Source organism: Marinobacter sp. CP1, from assembly GCF_001266795.1.
In the GTDB taxonomy this organism is placed as follows: domain Bacteria; phylum Pseudomonadota; class Gammaproteobacteria; order Pseudomonadales; family Oleiphilaceae; genus Marinobacter; species Marinobacter flavimaris.
The window spans coordinates 3,218,343-3,239,185 of record NZ_CP011929.1 but is presented as its reverse complement, the minus strand read 5'-3'; the positions used below and the strand labels follow the sequence as shown (position 1 = coordinate 3,239,185).

Annotated in this window: 20 protein-coding genes; 8 read left to right on the top strand and 12 right to left on the bottom strand. The window is 57.3% G+C overall.

Annotated elements, in window-relative coordinates; all coding sequences use genetic code 11:
* Positions 1-11: 11 nt before the first annotated feature.
* From ACP86_RS14945 to ffh, 8 genes are all read right to left on the bottom strand, one after another.
* Positions 12-1,313, bottom strand: coding sequence for a homoserine dehydrogenase (locus tag ACP86_RS14945; RefSeq protein ID WP_014576269.1), 1,302 nt, complete (start codon positions 1,311-1,313; stop codon positions 12-14).
* A gap of 145 nt (positions 1,314-1,458) precedes the next feature.
* On the bottom strand, positions 1,459-2,190 hold the full coding sequence (locus ACP86_RS14940; RefSeq protein ID WP_053114622.1) for a DsbC family protein: 732 nt from the start codon (positions 2,188-2,190) through the stop codon (positions 1,459-1,461).
* Positions 2,191-2,318: 128 nt separating this feature from the next.
* Positions 2,319-3,221: a site-specific tyrosine recombinase XerD gene (xerD, locus tag ACP86_RS14935; protein ID WP_008176234.1), complete on the bottom strand. Its 903-nt coding sequence runs from the start codon at positions 3,219-3,221 to the stop codon at positions 2,319-2,321.
* A 114-nt stretch (positions 3,222-3,335) separates the two neighbouring features.
* Positions 3,336-3,692, bottom strand: a complete 357-nt coding sequence (gene rplS / locus ACP86_RS14930) for a 50S ribosomal protein L19 (protein ID WP_008176237.1) — start codon at positions 3,690-3,692, stop codon at positions 3,336-3,338.
* A gap of 37 nt (positions 3,693-3,729) precedes the next feature.
* Complete coding sequence (trmD, locus tag ACP86_RS14925; RefSeq protein ID WP_008176240.1) at positions 3,730-4,476, bottom strand: tRNA (guanosine(37)-N1)-methyltransferase TrmD; 747 nt, start codon at positions 4,474-4,476, stop codon at positions 3,730-3,732.
* Positions 4,477-4,479: 3 nt separating this feature from the next.
* The gene (rimM, locus tag ACP86_RS14920; RefSeq protein WP_008176242.1) at positions 4,480-5,007 is read right to left on the bottom strand and encodes a ribosome maturation factor RimM; all 528 of its coding nucleotides are present in this window, start codon (positions 5,005-5,007) and stop codon (positions 4,480-4,482) included.
* A 27-nt stretch (positions 5,008-5,034) separates the two neighbouring features.
* Positions 5,035-5,274 carry a 30S ribosomal protein S16 gene (gene rpsP / locus ACP86_RS14915; protein WP_008176245.1) on the bottom strand — a complete coding sequence of 80 codons (240 nt, stop codon included), beginning with the start codon at positions 5,272-5,274 and terminating at the stop codon, positions 5,035-5,037.
* A gap of 163 nt (positions 5,275-5,437) precedes the next feature.
* Entirely contained in the window at positions 5,438-6,829 is a 1,392-nt protein-coding gene (ffh, locus tag ACP86_RS14910) for a signal recognition particle protein (protein WP_008176248.1), read from the bottom strand.
* Between the two features lie 182 nt (positions 6,830-7,011).
* Between ffh and ACP86_RS14905 the strand changes: the two genes are divergently transcribed.
* The 5 genes from ACP86_RS14905 to ACP86_RS14885 all read left to right on the top strand — a co-directional run bounded on the left by ACP86_RS14905 (position 7,012) and on the right by ACP86_RS14885 (position 13,129).
* The gene (locus ACP86_RS14905) at positions 7,012-7,818 is read left to right on the top strand and encodes an inner membrane protein YpjD (protein ID WP_008176250.1); all 807 of its coding nucleotides are present in this window, start codon (positions 7,012-7,014) and stop codon (positions 7,816-7,818) included.
* A gap of 85 nt (positions 7,819-7,903) precedes the next feature.
* Positions 7,904-9,190, top strand: coding sequence for an HlyC/CorC family transporter (locus ACP86_RS14900; protein WP_008176252.1), 1,287 nt, complete (start codon positions 7,904-7,906; stop codon positions 9,188-9,190).
* 157 nt (positions 9,191-9,347) lie between these two features.
* Positions 9,348-9,950: a Yip1 family protein gene (locus ACP86_RS14895; protein WP_008176254.1), complete on the top strand. Its 603-nt coding sequence runs from the start codon at positions 9,348-9,350 to the stop codon at positions 9,948-9,950.
* Between the two features lie 195 nt (positions 9,951-10,145).
* Positions 10,146-12,371 carry a DUF1631 domain-containing protein gene (locus ACP86_RS14890; RefSeq protein WP_053114621.1) on the top strand — a complete coding sequence of 742 codons (2,226 nt, stop codon included), beginning with the start codon at positions 10,146-10,148 and terminating at the stop codon, positions 12,369-12,371.
* A gap of 5 nt (positions 12,372-12,376) precedes the next feature.
* The gene (locus ACP86_RS14885; RefSeq protein WP_053114620.1) at positions 12,377-13,129 is read left to right on the top strand and encodes an energy transducer TonB; all 753 of its coding nucleotides are present in this window, start codon (positions 12,377-12,379) and stop codon (positions 13,127-13,129) included.
* 10 nt (positions 13,130-13,139) lie between these two features.
* Here the strand turns inward: ACP86_RS14885 and grxD are convergent, their stop codons facing one another.
* Positions 13,140-13,466 (bottom strand): Grx4 family monothiol glutaredoxin, encoded by a 327-nt coding sequence (gene grxD, locus ACP86_RS14880; RefSeq protein WP_008176261.1) that lies wholly within the window; start codon positions 13,464-13,466, stop codon positions 13,140-13,142.
* A 238-nt stretch (positions 13,467-13,704) separates the two neighbouring features.
* Here grxD and argF point away from each other — a divergent pair, with 238 nt between their 5' ends.
* Together argF and ACP86_RS14870 are read left to right on the top strand one after the other, a co-directional pair.
* A complete protein-coding gene (gene argF / locus ACP86_RS14875; protein WP_053114619.1) occupies positions 13,705-14,619 on the top strand; it encodes an ornithine carbamoyltransferase in 915 nt (304 codons plus the stop codon).
* Between the two features lie 4 nt (positions 14,620-14,623).
* Complete coding sequence (locus ACP86_RS14870) at positions 14,624-15,697, top strand: ABC transporter ATP-binding protein (RefSeq protein ID WP_008176266.1); 1,074 nt, start codon at positions 14,624-14,626, stop codon at positions 15,695-15,697.
* A gap of 9 nt (positions 15,698-15,706) precedes the next feature.
* Here ACP86_RS14870 and glpK read toward each other — a convergent pair whose 3' ends face one another.
* The 3 genes from glpK to ACP86_RS14855 form a co-directional block, all read right to left on the bottom strand.
* A complete protein-coding gene (gene glpK / locus ACP86_RS14865) occupies positions 15,707-17,188 on the bottom strand; it encodes a glycerol kinase GlpK (RefSeq protein WP_008176268.1) in 1,482 nt (493 codons plus the stop codon).
* Between the two features lie 257 nt (positions 17,189-17,445).
* Positions 17,446-19,065, bottom strand: a complete 1,620-nt coding sequence (locus ACP86_RS14860) for an ATP-binding protein (RefSeq protein ID WP_227507729.1) — start codon at positions 19,063-19,065, stop codon at positions 17,446-17,448.
* Between the two features lie 22 nt (positions 19,066-19,087).
* Positions 19,088-19,825 (bottom strand): response regulator, encoded by a 738-nt coding sequence (locus tag ACP86_RS14855; protein WP_014576254.1) that lies wholly within the window; start codon positions 19,823-19,825, stop codon positions 19,088-19,090.
* A 245-nt stretch (positions 19,826-20,070) separates the two neighbouring features.
* Between ACP86_RS14855 and ACP86_RS14850 the strand changes: the two genes are divergently transcribed.
* The gene (locus ACP86_RS14850) at positions 20,071-20,832 is read left to right on the top strand and encodes a GNAT family N-acetyltransferase (RefSeq protein WP_053114618.1); all 762 of its coding nucleotides are present in this window, start codon (positions 20,071-20,073) and stop codon (positions 20,830-20,832) included.
* Positions 20,833-20,843: the final 11 nt, after the last annotated feature.

The following is a 20,843-nucleotide window of genomic DNA, read 5'->3' as shown; positions in this document are numbered from 1 at the left end:
GTTCGTACCTGTCAGTTGAAGTTTTCAGCGCGGATGCGGACAACATGGCCATCGGTGTCGGACAGAGCTTCCAACTCTTCGATCGCACGGTTGATCTGGCGCTCCTGAACGGTGTGGGTCAGGATGATCACCGGAATACGTCCGTCCTTGAGCTCGGATTCCTTCTGCATGATCGACTCGATATTGATGCCATGCTCACTCAGAATGGAGGCAATCTTGGCCAGCACACCCGGACGATCCAGAGCGGTTATGCGCAGGTAGTAGGCAGACTGGATGTCCTCCATGGACAGCACATCCAGGTCTTCCATGGCATCCGGTGAGAAGCCAAGGTAGGGCACACGCAGCTTGCTTTCGGTCGCCACGGCACGGGCCACATCGACGATATCGGCAATAACAGCCGACCCGGTTGCCTCATCCCCTGCTCCGGGACCGTAATACATGGTCTGGCCAACGGCATCGCCATCCACCAGGACCGCGTTCAGGACACCATCAACCTGGGCAATCAGATGACTCTGGGGCACCAGGGTCGGATGCACACGCAGCTCGATGCCATCATCGCGGCGACGGGCAATGCCGAGGTGCTTGATGCGATAACCCAGCAATTCGGCGTGAGCAATGTCGTAAGGGGTAATCTTCGAAATGCCTTCGGTGAAGCCTTTCTCGAACTGAAGAGGCACGCCAAACCCGGCTGATGCCAGTATGGTCAGCTTGTGGGCAGCATCAATGCCTTCCACATCAAAGGTCGGGTCTGCTTCGGCGTACCCAAGATCCTGGGCTTCTTTGAGAACCTCGGAAAATTCCCGACCGGCACGCATTTCGGTCAGGATGTAGTTCCCGGTGCCGTTGATGATGCCGGCAATCCAGTCAATGCGGTTTGCCGCCATACCCTCACGAACAGCCTTGATGACCGGGATACCGCCGGCGACACCCGCCTCGTAAGCCACCACAACACCAGCCTTCTCGGCCGCCTCGAAGATTTCGTTGCCGTGGACGGCAATCAGGGCCTTGTTCGCGGTAACCACGTGCTTGCCGTTGCGGATTGCCGCCAGCACCAGCTCTTTGGCCGCATCATAACCACCGATGAGCTCGACCACGATATCCACGTCGGGATCGTTCACCACGTCGTAAATGTCGGTGCTGAAGGGCACATCGCCGAGGTCCATATCCTCGCGGGCCCGGCGACTGGCAACCCGGGTAATCCGGATATTGCATCCGGCCCGACCGGCAATCAGCCTGGCGTTGCGGGTCAAGACATTAAAGGTACCGCCGCCGACGGTTCCCAATCCGCAGATTCCGACACTGACGTCTTTCAAACTCTCACCTCTGATCCCGAAGGGGTGCTGATGAATTATATTAGGCGGGCATAGTATACCGATTCAGGCCTCACTGAATAAGCCCTGAATCGGATCCTTCGAAAATACCGTGTAACGCGTCCCGTACGATAGGTGCGCCAGGATTTCAGAGTAGCCCGAGGCCTTCCGCCAGACGCTGGGCCGGGACATAGCCACGAACCATGTTGCCATCTTCCAGAACAATGGCAGGTGTCCCTGTGACCCCTACCCGGCCACCAAGCTCATACTGCTCGCCCACCGGATTTTCGCAACTTGCGTCGGGTACTGAGCGGCCGGCCTTGGCTGCGTCCATGGCCGCCTGCTGATCGTCAGCACACCAGACCGACTCATACTTCTCGAAAGACGCTGTATTGGGGCCCGACCGGGGAAACGCGTAGTAATTGACGGTAATGCCATAGTCATTCAACTGCGGCACCTCGTCATGCAGCTTCCGGCAGTAAGGGCAGTCGATATCAGTAAACACGTTTACCACGGCCTTTTCGTTTTTCGCCGGGAAGCTGATAACTCCCTTGTTACCATAGTCCGCCATCATTTCGCGACGGGCCTCCGTGCGGGCAGCTTCGGTGACATTGGCAATGCCCTGATCGGTAATCTTGAGAAGATCTCCCGTCATCAGGTACTGGCCATCCTCGGTCGCGTAGATGGTGTCGCCATTGTTGCTCTGAACCTCATAGAGGCCCTTGGCTTCGGATTCTTTTACCGACACCACCTTGAGGCCGGGGACAGCCTGGGTCAGACGCTCGGAAATCCGGTCTTCCACTTCACCGGCACTGACGCTGGCCGCGCCAAAGGCACCCAGGACAACTCCAAGCGCCACAACCACATGTTTCATATTCATTCTGGCAAACAACCTTTTCCAGTAAGCAGTTAAACAACCCGGGCAGTATTGGCACAGGCCGGGAATCAATTCAATGCGACAAATACACAAAAAGAAAGTTCACCCCCAATCGCGGAACCGCCCCACGGCTAGCCCCTGGGATGGTGAGCCTGGTGCAGCGACTGCAGTCGCTGACGAGCCACATGGGTGTATATCTGCGTTGTCGACAGGTCAGAGTGGCCCAGCAGCATCTGCACCACACGCAGGTCCGCTCCATGATTAAGTAGGTGCGTGGCAAAGGCATGCCTGAGTGTATGAGGCGACAGGTGTTTGCGAATACCCACTCGAACCGCGTAGTGCTTAATACGATGCCAGAAAGTCTGACGAGTCATCGCCGCAGCACGGTTGCCCGGGAACAGCGCATCGCAGGATCGCCCTTTAAGGAGTTCCGGCCGCCCTTCCTTCATATACTGCAGCAACCAGTCCACTGCCTCTTCACCCAGGGGGACCAATCTCTCCTTGTCGCCCTTGCCAGTGATCCGAACCACGCCCTGACGAAGGTTTACCTGATCAACCCGCAACTCGGTCAGCTCCGAGACCCGCAAACCGCAACCGTAGAGTATTTCCAGCATGGCCTTGTCTCTGAGCTCGATGGCAATTCCGGGGTCCGGCTCGGAAAGCAGCGCATCCACCTCGCCCTCGGTCAGCGAGTCGGGGAGACGCCGAGGCAGCCTGGGGCTGTCAATCCGAAGGGTCGGGTCTTCAGTAATCAGGCCTTCTCGCAGCAGAAACCGATAAAACCGCCGCAGCCCGGACAACCGCCTGGCCGCCGTAGAGCTCTTGACGCCCTGGGCGAGGCCACTGGACATCCAAGCCAGTAAGTCGGTTCTGCGAACATCCTTGAGCAGCGGCTTGCCAGGCTGACTTTCGAGCCATTCCGACAACCGCAACAGATCGCTCCGGTAAGCCTGGCGGGTTTTTTCGCCCAGTCCGTCCTCCAGCCAGATGGCATCAACAAACCTGACGATCACCGATTCATCTTCTGCTCTCATGGCAAGTTCCCAGACTGCATAGACCCCACAACACACCAAGCATAACGAAACCTCAGACACAAAAAAGGCAGCCCTCGGCTGCCTTTTTCTGACTGCTGTTCAGCGCACTGCTGATCAGCCCAGCTTCTCCTTGATACGAGCTGCCTTGCCAGACAGGTCGCGCAGGTAGTAAAGCTTGGCCTGGCGAACATCGCCACGACGCTTCACACTGATGCTTTCGATCAGCTTTGAGAAGCTCTGGAAAGTACGCTCAACACCAACACCGTAGGAGATCTTACGTACGGTGAAAGAGGAGTTCATGCCACGGTTACGCTTGCCGATTACGACACCTTCGAACGCCTGAAGACGCTCACGGTTACCCTCGGTTACGCGAACCTGAACGACCACGGTGTCACCCGGCGCAAACGCGGGGATTTCCTTGGTCATCTGTTCTGCTTCAAGTTGACTGATGATGTTGTTCTTGCCGCTCATCGTAATGCTCCTGATACCTAATCTGTTAATGCCCTGATTATTCAGAGGCACCCGGTTCGTTCAAAATCTCTTCCAGCAGCTCACGCTCTTCGTCCGTAAACACCCGCTTTTCCAGCAGGTCGGGGCGTCGCTCCCGGGTTCGCCTCAGCGACTGCTTGAGCCGCCAACGCCGGATCTGATCATGGTGACCGCCCAATAAAACATCCGGCACCGCCTGACCTTCGTAAACCTCGGGCCGGGTGTAGTGCGGACAATCCAGCAAACCGTCGGCGAAAGAATCCTGCTCTGCCGACTGCGCATGACCCAGCGCTCCGGGGATGAGGCGTGTAACCGCATCGATAACAGCCATCGCTGCCAGTTCGCCACCGGACAGCACAAAATCGCCCAGTGACACTTCCCGATCGACTTCCGTCGCTATCAGGCGCTCATCAACACCCTCGTACCGGCCCGCCACCAGAATCAGTTGCTGTTCTGCCGCGAGCGACTCGACAACAGACTGGTTCAGCGTCTCACCCTGGGGCGACAGGTAAACCACACAGGGGTTTCCGGGTGCCGATTCCCGTGCCGCATGGATTGCGTCCCTCAGGGGCTGAATTTTCATCAGCATGCCCGGGCCGCCACCATAGGGCCGGTCATCTACCGTGCGATGCCGGTCCTGGGTAAATTCACGGGGATTCCAGGTTCGAAAGGTCAGCAGACCATCCCGAACCGCACGCCCTGTGATCCCGTAATCCGTCACCGCACCGAACATCTCCGGGAACAGACTGACTGCGCCAATCCACACCCGTCAGAACTCCGGATCCCAGTCCACCACCATTTGCTTTGCGGCGAGATCAACACTCTGCACCACTTCGCCCGGCAGATAGGGGATCAGACGCTCACGTTGATCAATGGAGCCTGCTGTTGCCTGCACCACCAGAACATCGTTGGATCCGGTTTCCATCAGATGGTGCACTTTACCAAGGCACTCATCATCCACCGTGAACACATCAAGACCTTCCAACTGAAACCAGTAGTACTCCCCATCGGGAAGCGGCGGCAATTCAGCAGTGGAAACCCTGACTTCGGCACCACAATACGTGCGGGCCAAATCACGGTCGTTAATACCTTTCAGCCTGACGACGATCCCCTGCCCCTGGCGGCGACCTTCCTCAAGCTTGGCCGGAATACGTTTGCCATCCAGATCAAGAGTCCAATCGGGATAGTTCAGTATTCCTTCCTTGGGGTCTGTGTAGGAAAAGACTTTAAGCCATCCTTTGACCCCAAACACCGAGGTAATCCGGCCGATCACAGTTTCCTGCGAATTCTGTGTCATGCCATAAACCCCGGTGTCAGTACTGTCTTACCCAGCAGCCTTCAGCAGCTGTGCAACGCGCTCGCTGGTCTGCGCGCCCTGACCGAGCCAGAAATTGACACGATCACGATCAACGCGAAGACTCTCTTCCTGACCACGGGCTACCGGGTTGAAGAAACCTACACGCTCAATAAAACGACCGTCGCGGGATTTGCGACTGTCGGTGACTGTCAGATGGTAGAACGGGCGCTTCTTGGAGCCGCCACGAGCCAAACGGATAATTACCATTTAACCAATATCCTGTTCTGTTGAACGAACTTTGTACGATTCACGCCTGCTGAACACCAGCTGACGCGAAGACCCATACTCGAAAGGGGCGCTATTCTATGCTAAAAAAGCGCCAAAGAAAACAGCAAAACCAGTTGTTTCCCCGTTTTCCATGTAAGGCCTTTTACATACGGCCAAACGGGGGCATTCCGCCTCCCCCACCGCCGCCAGGGGGCATCATGCCACCCATGCCGCGCATCATATTCGCCATACCGCCTTTCTTGCCAAACTTTTTCATCATCTTCTGCATTTGCTTGTGCTGTTTCAGCAGACGATTGACGTCCTGGATCTGGGTTCCAGACCCCGTGGCGATACGGCGCTTGCGGGAATTGTTGATCACATCCGGGTAACGCCGCTCTTTTGGCGTCATGGAGCAAATGATCGCCTCCATCTGCCCCATGGACTTGTCGTTGACCTGTTGCTGCGCCACCTGGGCCATCTGCCCCATGCCGGGCAACTTGTCGAGCAGGCCACCGATGCCACCCATGTTCTTCATCTGCTGAAGCTGATCCCGAAAATCCTCCAGATCGAAGCTTTTGCCCTTCTTGATTTTCTTGGTGAGCTTCTGTGCCTTCTTCTGATCAAGCTTGCGCTCTGCCTCTTCAATCAGCGAGAGCACATCGCCCATACCCAGGATCCGGGAGGCAACCCGGTCCGGATAGAACGGCTCCAACGCATCAGACTTTTCACCAACACCCAGGAATTTGATCGGTTTACCGGTAATGTGACGAACAGACAGGGCGGCACCGCCACGGGCATCGCCATCGGTTTTGGTCAGTACCACGCCGGTCAGCGGCAGGGCATCATTGAACGCCTTGGCGGTGTTGGCGGCATCCTGGCCCGTCATGGCATCGACCACGAACAGGGTTTCAACCGGGTTGACCGCTTTATGCAGCCGACCAATCTCTCCCATCATCTGTTCGTCGACGTGCAGTCGGCCGGCGGTATCAAGAATTACCACATCAATGTGTTTCTTCCTGGCCGCGGCAATGGCACCCTCGGCAATATCAACCGGGTCCTGATCGGCACTGCTCGGGAAGAACTCGACACCCACTTCGCCAGCGAGGGTTTCCAACTGGCGAATCGCCGCCGGACGGTAGACGTCGGCGCTGACCACCAGGACGGACTTTTTCTGCCGCTCTTTAAGGAAGCGCGAGAGTTTGGCGACCGTGGTTGTCTTACCTGCACCCTGCAGACCCGCCATCATGACTACGGCCGGCGGCTGGACGTTCAGATTGAGGGATTCATTACCCTCGCCCATGACGCGTTCCAGCTCCTGCTGGACAACTTTCACAAAGACCTGGCCCGGCGTCAGACTGCGCTGCACCTCCTGGCCAATGGCACGCTTGCGGACGCCCTCAACAAAGTCCTTCACCACCGGCAGGGCGACATCCGCCTCCAGCAGCGCCATGCGCACTTCCCGCAGGGTGTCCTTTATATTGTCATCAGTGAGGCGCGCCTGGCCGGAAATCTTGCGCAGACTGCCGGAAAGTCGGTCTTGGAGGTTCTCAAACATGTTGCTCTTCCGTACCCCGGATAAATTGAGTGCGTGAATCGGCAGAGCCGGCGACGACTCCTTGATTCCAGTTGCATAATCGCGACATTATAACCAGACTATCGCCCTGAAACGACCAGCCCGGTCAAATCGGCGCAAACCAGCGCCGATCCCCAGTCAGAACAGTGGTTAATAAGGAAGTCATGGGAACGCTGATTCTCGCGGTCACCTCTCTTTTTCTTTACAGCGTCGGTACCGCGCTGCAGGCCCTGCATTTCAGGGGCCGGGTTCAAAGCAACATTGCCATTACTACCCTGATTGGCGTTCTCGCCCTGACCAGCCACGGACTTCTCATTGGCCAGACAGTCCACCACGACGGCGGCTTCGATTTCAGTTTTTTCAAAAGCTCCGTGCTTATTTCCTGGCTGATCGTCTTCCTTCTATTGGGACTCAACCTTAAAAAGCCGGTGCAAAGCCTGTTTCTCGGCGTGTACCCGCTGGCCGGCCTCACCATTATTCTCGCCCTGGTTACCCATGGACCCTCGAGACTGGTGTCCGAGCAAAGCTACGGCATGCTCTCCCATATTGCGCTTTCGGTGACAGCCTACAGCCTCTTTACTCTGGCGGCCATCCAGGCGGTTCTACTTTACTTCCAGAATCGCCAACTGAAGCACAATTACAACAGCCTGCTGGTTCGTAACCTGCCACCTCTTCAAACCATGGAGTCGCTGCTGTTCGAGATGGTCTGGGCTGGCGTCGTCATGCTGATTCTGGCCATTGTGACCGGCGCCCTCTTTATAGAGGATCTCTTTGCCCAGAATCTCGCCCACAAGACCCTGTTCTCGATCCTGTCCCTGCTTGTGTTTGTGGCGCTCCTGATTGGTCGTTACACCAAAGGCTGGAGGGGCATCACCGCCAGCCGTTGGACCCTCGCTGGCTGCGCACTCCTGATGCTGGCCTTCTACGGCAGCAAGTTTGTGCTGGAACTGATCTTCCAGCGCGGCGGCTGACACCGGAAGCACCGGTTATTCTCTTGACACAACGCTCGCCGAAACCCTATTTTCGCTACTTGTCAGCAATATAAGGACACCTCTTTTGAACGAAACATCGCTCACCGCGCTGTTTATTCTCCTGGTTGGACTGATCCTCCTTTCCGGTTTCTTCTCGAGCTCCGAGACGGGGATGATGTCGCTCAACCGATATCGTCTCAAACATATGGCCAAAACCGGCCATAAAGGTGCCAAGCGCGCCCAGGGCCTGCTGCAACGAACCGACCAGCTGATCGGCGTCATCCTGATCGGCAACAACTTCGTGAACATCTTCGCCTCTTCGATCGCCACGGTTATCGCGATTCGGGTCTGGGGCGATGCCGGCATCGCGATTGCCACCATCCTGCTGACCATCGTGATCCTGATCTTCGCAGAAGTCACTCCGAAAACCCTTGCAGCACTATTTCCCGAGAAAATTGCCTTCCCGGCCAGTTACATACTCGGTCCGCTGCTGAAAATCCTGTATCCGATTGTCTGGGCGGTGAACCTGTTCACCGGAGGCATACTGAAACTGCTGGGCGTTTCCGCCGCAGACGCTGCCAACGACCACCTCAGCCGGGAAGAACTGCGAACACTGGTGAATGAGGCAGGCGCCCTGATACCCGCCAAGCACAAGGACATGCTGGTCAGCATTCTGGATCTGGAAAAAGTGACCGTGAATGACATCATGGTGCCGAGAAACGAGGTAGTGGGTATCGACCTGGAAGACGACACCGACACCATTCTGCGCCAACTGCGGAGCAGCCAGCATACCCGGCTTCCGGTCTTCAAGGGCGACATCAATAATATTCAGGGCATACTGCACCTGCGCAGCGCTTCCAAACTGCTGCAACAGGAGGAAATCAACAAGGCCATGATCATGCAGCTTTGCCAGGAACCCTATTTCATTCCGGAAAGCACGCCCCTGAACACCCAACTGATCAACTTCCAGAAAGGTCGTCGACGGTTCGGCGTTGTTGTCGATGAATACGGCGACGTTCTTGGCCTCGCGACACTGGAAGACATACTTGAAGAGATCGTCGGCGACTTTACGACGGACTATGCCGCCACCAGCCCGGACATCATTCCGCAGGACAACGGCACGTTCATTATTGATGGCACTTCCGCCGTTCGAACCATCAACAAGACCCTGGGCTGGAAGCTCCCTACCGATGGCCCCAAAACCCTTAACGGCCTGATTACCGAAACCCTGGAGAACATCCCCGACACAAACGTCTGCCTGAAAGTGGACGGCCATCGGGTAGAAGTGCTGCAGATCAAGGACAATGTCGTGAAAGCAGCCATTGTGCACCCGAAAAAACGCAAAAAACGTTCTCTGTCACTGAAACAGTGAAACCCGGACACCTCCTCCCTATGGCGCTATAGACCCTTCGGTTATAGCGCCTTCCGTTCTTGAAAGATCAAAATTTAACCGCCAGCTTGACCCCCGGTGATCCCCCACCAACACTGAAGGAGCGTGCGATACAAAAACAATCACAAGGAATACGTCCATGAGTCTGACACACACGTTTGGCCTGCTCGCCCATCCCGACCAGGAGTGGGAGGCGATCCGCAATGAATCCGAGACTGTCACAAGACTGTACGCCGGCCACATTCTGCTGCTGGCATTGATCCCTGCGGTTGCCGGCTTCATCGGAACAACCCAGGTAGGCTGGCAAATTGGTGATGGCCAGATCACCAAGCTGTCGGTAACGAGCGCACTCCAGCTATCCACACTTTTCTACGCGGCCATGCTTGCCGGCATTTTTATACTCGGCAAGTTCATTGATTTTTTCGCCGCAACGTATGATGCGGTAGAACGGACGCCCAGAGGCGTTGCTCTGGCGGCGTACACGGCAACCCCGATTTTCCTGATTGGCGTAATCGCCGCGTATCCGAACATATGGGTGAATATGCTGGCAGGCCTGGTGGCGGTTGCCTACGCGGTATACCTGCTTTACGAAGGGCTACCGATTCTGATGAGGATCCCGGCGGACAAGGGGTTCATGTTCGCTTCTGCAGTCCTGACGGTTGGCCTGGTTATGTTCGTTGCCCTGCTCGCCATCAGTGTTGTTATCTGGAGCATGGGCATAGGCCCGGTTTACGTGAACTGACCGCAAATTATCTTGCAAGTCAGTAATCTGCACGAGGGTGCCTGTTGGGCACCCCGTGTTTTTTTGAATTTGCTCCCACGTTAGCGTTTGGTCATGTTAACTTTGGGCAAAATGCGGTAAATTTAACCAATAACGAGAATCCAAGGATTTCAAGCTCGGTCATGTATCCGGTTGAGGCGTAAACAGGAGTCTGCCATGAACAAGCAGTCCGGCATACATTACCTCCGCGAACACAGGGAAGCCGGAAGTAACAGACCGGTTCCTGCGGAGGTCACCCGCATCCGGGACACGGTTGTCGCCGGGCTCGGTGATTTGCTGCAGGGCGCCTTCGACGCCGTCGACGATTCGCTGTTCGAGCTGGCCAATAATGCCCGCAGCAACAACGAACAGAACCGGTACTTCGAGGCGATGCGTGAAATTCGCATCAAGCGTAAGGGTGTCGAGCGGCATTTCCAGAACACCGTTGCCCAATATTTTGCCACCCCCCCTCACACCGGACCGCTTCAGGAAGAACAGCTGAGCAAGCAGGCCAGCGCCGACACTCTTGCCCTGGTCGGCAATGACGACCTTGAGGAGCAGGTTGCCCTCAACGCCATGATCACAAAGGCAAAGGCGCACTTTCAGGGCCCACTGCTGCAACTCCAGACCCGTTTCAGTCAGGTGTACCCGGAAGCCACCGACGAATCACCGGTCAATCCGATGGCACCGGAACACCTATGCAGTGCGTTCACAGAGGCAATACAGGCCCTTGAGATCCAGATTCGTGAGCGCCTGATCCTGCTCAAGCAATTTGACCGCTATGTTGTGTCCAACCTCGGCATGCTGCTGGACGAAGCCAACCGCATACTGATCCAGGCTGGCATCATTCCGAACTTCCGTTATCACGGCAAAGCCGGTCAGCAGCATGAGGCCTCCAGTCCCCAGTCGGCAGAGGCGCCAAAACAGGAAAGCGCGCCGGACGCTTCCGCGGCAGAACGGGCCGGCCAGGCTGCTAGCAGCAGCGCGGTTTTCGAACAGATCCGACAGATGCTGGCGCTGCAACGGGCCAATGCGGGCATACCTCCCCGTGCCTCGGACCCGAATGTCCGGGTCGTGGGTGACTCCGAGCTGGCAAGCCTTCTCAATTCATTGCCGCTTTCAGCCCCCCGGCAGGACCAGGGCAACCTGAGCGCCGGCGAACCTGTCAGCGTTGATCTCCGTCAGCTGGTACAACAACTCCTTTCCCAGACCGATACCGGGGATGGTCGAAAACCGGCGCTTAACGAGGTCGATGAAGACCTCATTAACCTGGTTTCCATGCTGTTTGAATTCATTCTCGACGACTACAACCTGTCAGCTCCGGTTCAGGTGTTGATAAGCAGGCTGCAGATTCCGATCCTGAAAGTGGTTATCCGGGACAAGAGTTTCTTCAGCCAGGCTACGCACCCGGCCAGACGTCTCCTGAACTCCCTGGCGAGAGCAGGCATCGGCTGGAGTAGCAGCGACGAGAAAACCAAGGACAAACTCTACGGACAGATTCACAACATTGTGCAAAGGATTCTCAACGAATTTGACGGTGATGTTTCGCTTTTTGAAACCCTCAATCAGGAATTCGAACAGTTCCTTGAACGGGAGAACCGAAAGGCGTCTCTGGTTGAGCAGAGAACCCGTGAATCCGAGCGGGGTCGGATCAAGTCCCAGACGGCTCAACAAACCGTCGACAATCTTCTTAAACAGAAGGTGTCGCGTTACAAACTGCCGGAGTCCATCCATGACATCCTGATGAATGGCTGGAGCCGCGTGATGTTTCTTGCCTATCTCAGGGATGACGTGGAGCATCGATGGAATGCCACGGTGAAGGTCGTCGATGATCTGATCTGGTGCCTTCACCCCCACCAGGAAGATGACGAAAGAGACCAGTGGGTGCGGGTCGTGCCTGGCCTGCTGAAATCACTGCGGTCAGGGCTTGAAGAGGTCTCCTATAACTCATCGAGACTCGATGAAATGATGGGTCAGCTCAAGCATCAGCTGGCAGAGGCATTCCGGACGAATGCTGCCATCGAAGCACTACAGGATTCTCCTGAAGAGCCGGCGGAAGAGGAAATCGCGACCGTTCACCAGACGGCCGTTGAGCGCCAGCAGGAACTGGAAGACGCTGCAATCTCAGAATATGTTGCCCAAATTGACGGTATTGAGATTGGTAACTGGGTCGAGTTCCGACTGGTCAATGGTGCAAACTTCCGCTGCAAGCTGTCCGCTATCATTGACGAAGCAGATTGCTTTGTCTTTGTGAACCGGATGGGGCTGAAAGTGATTGAGAAAACCCGTATTGAACTGGCCCATGAAATGCGTCGTGGCCGGCTGACCCTGCTTGAGCAGGGCGCACTGATTGATCGGGCCCTGGATGCGGTTGTCGGCACCCTCCGGAGCAAGACCGCCTGACGCCAATGCCTGAAAAAAGCAGTCCCAATGCCCTGCCGGCTGCCTACCGGCTTGGGCTTGCCTTGTCTCTGGCTCTTTTCCTACACACGCTCCTGCTTTCAGGCATCCCCTCGCCCAAGGAAGAACCAACAGCCACGCACAGGGAGAGTGTACGGTTCGAGCTGGTAGCCCCGGGCACTCACAGAACGGTTGCCGATCCGTCAGCTGACCCCAGTCCTCGTCGGGACGCACCACGGGTAACGCCGTTTGAGATTGATCCTCCTGAGCCTGCCCCCCTCTCCAAACCGGAGGTTGTGACATCCCGCGAACCACAAACCCCCGCCCCGACAAAGGCAACAAATACCAGCGCCCCCCGCCGCGAAGCCGCACAGTCAAGCGCCAGCTCAGCTGCCGGAGAAGAACCCGAACAGCTCCCTGAAAAAACGGAGGAGAGCATTACGAGGGTTACGGAGTCACCGGGCGAGCTCGACCCCTATGTGGTCAAACTGGCCGTCCATCTGGCCCATCAACTTGAAGAACTGAGAGTGCCGGCCATGAGGAGCCTCACTGACACGGTCGCTATGGAAGTGGAACTGCAGTTGCTGGGAAATGGCGCCCTGACCCGGGCAAGGGTTCTGAAATCAACAGGAATCAAGCCAATCGATGAAGCTGCATATCGGGCTGCGCTGGCGGCTAGCCCCTACCCCCAGCCACCGAAGGATAGCGGGAGCGCGAACCGCTTCGAGGTGGAACTGTTGTTCACCCCGAAACGGCTCTGAGCGGCAGTGATCAGGCTTCTGCCTGCTTCGCCGCCTCTTTGACAAGTTTGGCCAGCTCACCGCTCTCGGACATTTCGAGAACAATGTCACATCCGCCAACGAGCTCACCATTGATGTAAAGCTGGGGATAAGTGGGCCAGCTGGAGTAAACCTTCAGGGCTTCACGAAGCTCCTGGTTATCCAGAATATTGACGAAAGCAAAGCGTTCGCCGCAGGCCATTACAGCCTGTACGGTTTTGGCCGAGAAGCCACACTGGGGTGCCTGTGGGCTGCCCTTCATGTACAGGATGATCGGATTCTCTTCAAGCTGGCTCTTAATGGTTTCATTGATATCCATGAACATTCACCTCTATTGGAACAGTCTTGCCACACGGCAATTTTCTTGACGCTATTGTACACGGGTGCCGAACACCTCACCAAACACCTTGATTTGACCTCGAGCAACACCGGCAGTTCCAGCCCGGCCACAGCGTTGTCATACCTGCTCCGAAGGGCTAGACTTGATGCCCCATTTTTTCAGCCAACGTTCAGGCAATCCCGCCAGCAGCGGGGTTCGGTGAGATAAGGGCCATTGCATGGCGGCACGACATTTTCTGACATTGAATGACATGACAACCAACGAGCTGGAAAGCCTGGTTGATCATGCCACAGCATTGCGCAACGAGTGGCGGCAAGGGAAGGTTCGGGACTCCCTCAAGAACCGTGTCCTTGCGATGATCTTCGAAAAATCATCAACGCGAACCCGGGTTTCTTTTGAAGCCGGCATGACCCAGCTCGGCGGCTCCGCAATGTTCCTGTCGCCACGGGATACCCAGCTTGGCCGGGGCGAGCCGATAGAAGACTCGGCTATCGTTATCTCCAGCATGGTTGATGCGGTGATGATCCGCACCTTTGCCCATGAAACCGTGGAGCGCTTCGCGGCTGCATCACGGGTGCCGGTGATCAATGCGCTGACCGATGACTTTCACCCATGCCAATTGCTGGCCGATATGCAAACATTCCGGGAACACCGCGGCAGTATTCGCGGCGCTACCGTTGCCTGGATCGGCGATGGCAACAACATGTGCCACTCCTACATCAATGCCGCCGCACAGTTCGATTTCAACCTGAACATCGCCTGTCCTGAGGGCTACGAGCCGGCAGAATCAATGCTCAAGGGCCACGAAGACCGGATCAAGGTGTTCCGGGAGCCGGCCGAGGCGGCCCGAAACGCCCAGCTCCTGGTGACCGACGTCTGGGCTTCCATGGGCCAGGAAGACGAGCAGAAAGCCCGTGAAAGGGCGTTCAGTGGCTATCAGATCAATCCCGGGCTGCTCTCTGTGGCCGATAAGGATGTGCTGTTCATGCATTGCCTCCCGGCTCACCGTGGTGAGGAAATATCGGCGGACATGATGGAGCATCCTGCCTCCGTGGTCTGGGACGAGGCCGAGAACCGCCTGCACGCCCAGAAGGCACTGCTCGAATTTCTCATCCTGAACCGGCTGGACTGATTCCATGAGCACAACCGCACAATCTCCGGCAGACTGGCTGCTCGAGGTCAATAACCTGTCCTGCGGCTACGGCGGGGATTCTGTGGTCAAGGATGTCAGCTTTGCCCTGAGCCATGGCGACATCGGCTGCCTGCTTGGCCCGAGCGGCTGCGGCAAAAGTACCATACTGCGCGCCCTCGCCGGTTTTCTTCCACTGAGTGGTGGCGAGATTTCGCTGCAGTCCCAGGCCATCAGCCTGCCCGGACGCACCCTGCCCCCGGAAAAGCGTCGGATCGGCATGGTGTTCCAGGATTACGCCCTGTTTCCGCACCTGACTATCGCTGACAACGTGGGGTTCGGTCTGCGGAATCTGAACAAGGCAGAGAAACGGCAGAAGGTCATGGAACTACTGAATGTCGTGCATCTGCAGGATCTGGCCGACAACTATCCCCATGAACTGTCTGGCGGCCAGCAGCAGCGCGTTGCCCTGGCCCGCGCCCTGGCACCCGAGCCCACGCTGATTTTGCTGGATGAGCCGTTTTCCAATCTGGACGCGGATCTGCGCCGTCGGCTGAGCCTGGATGTTCGCGAAATCCTGAAGACGCTCGGCATCAGCGCCATTCTGGTTACCCACGACCAGCAGGAAGCCTTCGCCATGTGCGATCAGGTCGCTGTGTTGCGGGACGGCAGGATCCAGCAGTGGGACGTGCCCTACAACCTCTACCATGAACCGGCAAATCGTTTCGTTGCCAGCTTCGTGGGTCAGGGCGGATTCGTCCCCGGCACCGCCCTGGGGCCGGATACTATTGAATCCGAGCTCGGCGTGATCCACGGCAACCGGGCCTACAAATGGGAACCCGGCACCCTGGTAGACGTTCTGATCCGGCCCGATGACATCGTTCATGACCCCGACTCGGATCTGCAGCCCAAGGTGGTTGAGAAAACCTTTGCCGGCACTTCCACGCTCTACCGTTTCCGGTGTTCCGAAGACACAGAGTTCGAAGCCCTGTTCCGCAGTCACCTGGATTTCAACCTGGGTGAGCATGTGCCGGTGCGTGTCGAGGCGGATCACCTGATTGCCTTCGAACGCACCAGCTGATTGAGAGATTCAGTTGTTGCAGACGCGCTCGACAGCATCCAGCCAGCCAGCGTAGAGAGATTCTCGCAAAGCCGGGCGCATTTCCGGATGGAACTGCCGCTCGCATTCCCAGAGCGCGGAGATCTGCTCAAGGTTGTCAAAAATACCTGTCTGTAGTCCCGCAAGGTAGGCAGCTCCGAGAGCGGTTGTCTCTGTAACCCGGGGCCGGTCAACGGTGACATTCAGTATGTCGGCCAGGAACTTCATCACCCAGTCGTTCACCACCATACCGCCATCCACGCGCAGCGATTCAAGTCGGGCGCCGTCGTTCTGGATCGCCCGCACCAGGTCCTTGGTCTGATAGCAGACCGACTGCAGGCCGGCGGTAACGATCTCGCCAATGCCCGTATCCCGCGTCAGGCCCATGATGGCGCCGCGAGCATGAGGATCCCAATGAGGGGCTCCCAGGCCGGTAAACGCCGGAACCAGGTAAACCGGATTGTCGACTCCGACCGCCTCCGCATGGGCGGAAGATTCATTGGCGTGGGCAATCAGCTTGAGCCCGTCCCTCAACCACTGCATGGCAGCACCGGCAACAAAAATACTTCCTTCTACCGCGTAACAGGGCTTGCCGTTTAGCCGATAGGCCATGGTGGTCAGCAACCGATTTTCGGACCGAACGGCCTTATCGCCCGTATTGAGCATGAGAAAACAGCCGGTGCCGTAAGTGCTCTTGGCCATGCCCGGGTAAAAGCAGGCCTGCCCCACGAGAGCCGCGTGCTGATCCCCTGCAATGCCGGCAATCATAACTGGCGCGCCCAACCACTGTACTTCGGCGGTGCCATAGTCTGCGGCGCTATCGAGTACTTCCGGCAGCAAGGCCCGCGGCACGCGAAACAGGGCCAGAAGATCGTCGTCCCAGTCCTGCTTGTGAATATTGAAAAGAGCCGTTCTCGAGGCATTGGTGGCATCGGTGCAGTGGGATTTTCCGTTCGTCAGGTTCCAGAGCAGCCAACTGTCCACCGTTCCAAAAGCCAGTGCACCGGATTCGGCCCGGGCGCGGGCGCCCTCCACGTTATCGAGAATCCAGGCTATCTTGGTGGCCGAAAAGTAGGGATCGATCAACAGCCCGGTTCGTTCAACAACCGTGTCCTCATGGCCGTCTGATTTCAGCTTGGTACACCAGGATGCGGTTCGACGGTCTTGCCAGACAATGGCGTGGTAGATCGGCTCGCCGGTTGCCCGGTCCCAAATCACCGTGGTTTCCCGCTGATTGGTGATACCAATACCCGCCAGCTCCGAGGCGTCGATACCCGCTTTGTCGAGCGCGCCGCGACACACCGCCAGAGTGCTGTCCCAGATTTCCCGAGCATCGTGCTCCACCCAGCCATCTTTCGGGAAATACTGGTGAAATTCCTGCTGATCGGTTGCAACGCTGTTGCCCGTTTGATCAAAAACAATAGCACGGGAACTGGTTGTGCCCTGGTCGATGGCAAGCAGATAACGGGTCATGGACGGCCTCCTTTTGTTTCCCGGAATTCTAACAGCAGAGCAGACGGGAAAGGGTGACCGATATGGAATTTGGGAGCAGGCATAAAAAAAGGGCCGGAAAACCGGCCCTCAAATGACGAATGAAACAAGGAAAGTTCGTAAGAACTACAACCTCAAAAGTCATCCCTTACGCTTTGCAGTATTGACCGGCCCGCCAAAAACTTCAGTAGTGCTTGTGTAGCTGCTTTGTTACATCAGGTGAGGCGATGGGGTCTGGCTCACACAATGGAGTCCACCGGTTTTTTTCTGGGCCAGACCAGGCTGAATTTTGCACCGCCAAGCGTGTCGCTCCTGCTGACGAAGGCGTGCCCTCCGTGCCAGTAGAGAATCCGGCGAACAATAGACAAACCCAGGCCGTAGCCGCCGGAGGTTCGGGTACGGCTGTCGTCCAGTCGGGCAAACGCAGTAAACACTTTCTCCCAGTCTTCCTCTGGAATGCCGGGGCCATCGTCTTCAACGTCAACGCGACAGTTGTCCTCATCGAAATGACAGCTGACCAGCACCTTGCCAGCCGCGTAGCGTCCTGCGTTGCCTACCAGATTCTGGATCGCCCGATGCAGGTAGCGAGGCTCAATATCCGACAGCGCCCAACGTTCCGAGACCTCATCAATGTTGCCTTCGATACTCAGCTCGGGCCGGACCATCTGCTGCTCAGAGACCACCTGGCGGACAATGTCGGTTACCGAGGTTTCCTGCAGCGAGAAAACCGGGCCGCCCTGCTCCAGCCGCGCATATGTCAGGATCTCATCAATCAGCTCGTCCAGTTCCTGGATATCGCCATCAATACCGTCCAGTTGCCTTTGCAGGGCAGACTCGTCCTGGCAGTCCTCGATCATTTGGACGCCAAAGCGGATACGGGCCACGGGAGTGCGCAATTCGTGCGAAACCGCGTGAATCATTTCCCGCTGCACCTGCACCAGGCGCTGTATGTGTTCGGCCATACCGTTGAATGACGAGGCCAGGCGGGTTACCAGCGTTCCCTCGCCCGCCTGGACCCGGGCGCTCATTTCTCCACGTGCGATTCGAACCGCTACCGACTCAACGGTTCTGAGATTACTGTCCACTTCCCGGAGCGCGAGGAAAACGGCAACGGCCAAAACCCCGCCAAGCACCAGGACCAGCAGCAGGACAACCGGCCAGGCCCAGGGATCAAACCCCGCGGGCATGTCAATCCGGTACAACTCACCGTCGGATAGCTGAACGATCACCCGTCCGCAACCGTCTGATTCGTCGGTGTAGAAGGCAAGGCCCCGCTCGGCGACCTGGTCCAGAACGTCAGAGTCCGGCAGCAGGTCGGCGTCGTCCAGGGTCTGCACTTCGACATTGAGAGAACGGGCCATTTGCGAGGCAACATTGAGACGGTCATCCGCAGAGGCTGAATCAAGATGCCACCGGAAAATCAACCCAATGGTTTCTGACACATCCCGGTAGGGCTCGTTCAGACGCAGCTGCAGGATTTCTCCGCTCAGTCCGGTTACCAGAACCCGATACCCTACGTCACTGTCGATGCCAACCACCTGGCCGTAGCCAAGTCGCTCCAGAGCCACCGGTGACAGGTTGAAACGGGAAGCAGCCCCCATGCGAAGATCAACCGCCGAACTCAGCCAGTGGTATTGCTGTAATGGTGCCGGGGCCGCAGCCAGCCAGCGCATCAGTGGCTCGGGGAAGCGTTCATGCCAGAATTGGGAGCGCACCGAGTTGATCCCGGTGAACAGCAGGACACATAAAAAAACAACCAGCGCGGTCAGGCCGGCAAGGCGGGCATAAAGCTTGAGGAAGAACTTCAGGGGCATGGTACCAACCCTGGCATGGAACACCGGTATGCGGGCGAATGGCACACCGGCTCCAGAGACTGAATCGTCAGGCTTCCTTTACGAACAGGTAGCCTTTACTACGAACGGTCTTGATGCGTCGCGGATGGATGGGGTCATCGCCAATCTTGGGTCGAATCCGGGAAACGCGAACATCAATGGATCGATCCTGACCATCATATTCAATACCACGCAAGGCGGTGAAGATTTCTTCCCGGCTAAGCACGCGGCCCGCGTTGCTGGCGAGCAACCAGAGCAAATCAAATTCGGCGCTGGTCAGATCGATGCTTTCTTCACTCAGCCAGGCCTCCCGCATGGAGCGGTCGACAACCAGATCATTGAACTGGAGGCGCACCGGTTCTTCGCCCCCTGCCTCGTCCGCCGACCCCGAGCCGGTTTCGGTCACCCGACGCAGCATCGCGCGAATACGCGCCAGCAGCACCCGGGGTTTGACCGGTTTGCCAATATAGTCATCGGCACCCATTTCCAGACCCAGGACCTGGTCCAGATCGTCGGTTCGGGCAGTCAACATGATGATCGGACCGGAAAAGAAGGGGCGCACCCGACGGCAAATGGAGAGCCCATCCTCGCCAGGCAACATGAGATCCAGAACCACCAGATCCGGCTGCTCGTTACGGATCCGCTCTACCGCGGCCCCACCATGAGTTTCCAGGGAGACGGTCAACCCGTTGCTTTCAAGGTATTCGCGGGTTAACTCCGCCAACCGCTCGTCGTCCTCGACAATCAGAATTCGCCAACTTTCGTTTGTCTGTTCCACGCCATCCATCTCTGGTTTTGTTATTCCGGTTTCAGGTCATTCTGTGTACCTGACGATACAGGCAACCTGCTGTAACAGCAATTATACATGCTATTCAGAAATATACATGGAACCGCTGCTTCGTTACACCCTGTGACAGAGCTCCCGTAACCGCCAATCGGCCCCGATGTCACAGACACGTCACCTGGTGGTCACCGATGTGTCATACCGGCTTCATAGGCTTGTCGGGAAATGGAAACAAAAGAGACGACGCCATGACCACACAAACCGCGAAAGCCCGCCGCAGCGCCCGTCGCCTGAAAACCGACATGACCCGGTGCCCCAGACAGGTCGAAGCAGCCCAGCGACTGCGTTACCGGGTGTTTTCGGAAGAGTATGGCAGCGACCTGGGCGCACAGACGCCAGGCATCGACGCCGACGAGTTCGACACCGTGTGTGACCACCTGGTCGTAACCGACCTGGATTCCGGCGAGCTGGTAGCGACCACGCGAATCCTGCATCAGGCAGACACGGCAGCCGTTGGCGGCTTTTATTCGGCCGGGGAGTTCGACCTGAGCGCCCTGGAGAGACTCCCTGGCACCATAGCCGAGCTGGGGCGCACTTGTGTTCACCCGGATTATCGCAATGGCGCGACCATCAGCCTGCTCTGGTCGGCAGTGGCCGAATATCTGGTTGAGCGCGGTGTTGACTACATGATTGGCTGCGCGAGCATCGGCATGTCTGACGGAGGCCTGAAAGCCTGGCGCATCGCCCGCCACCTCCAGAACGAGTACCTGGCCGATCCGGCCTTTCTGGTAAAGCCACTTCGCGCGATGCCGCATCTGACCCACACCCGGGACAGCGATCGACCGGTGGACGTTCCTGCGCTGATCCGAGCCTACATGCGTCTTGGTGCCCGTGTCTGCGGTGAGCCCTGCTGGGATCCGGATTTTCGCTGTGCCGACCTGTTGGTTGTGCTGGAGGTCAGCAAACTGGCCGGCCGCTACAGCCGGCACTTCATGCGCTCGGCATCCTGAAGACGGGAGTC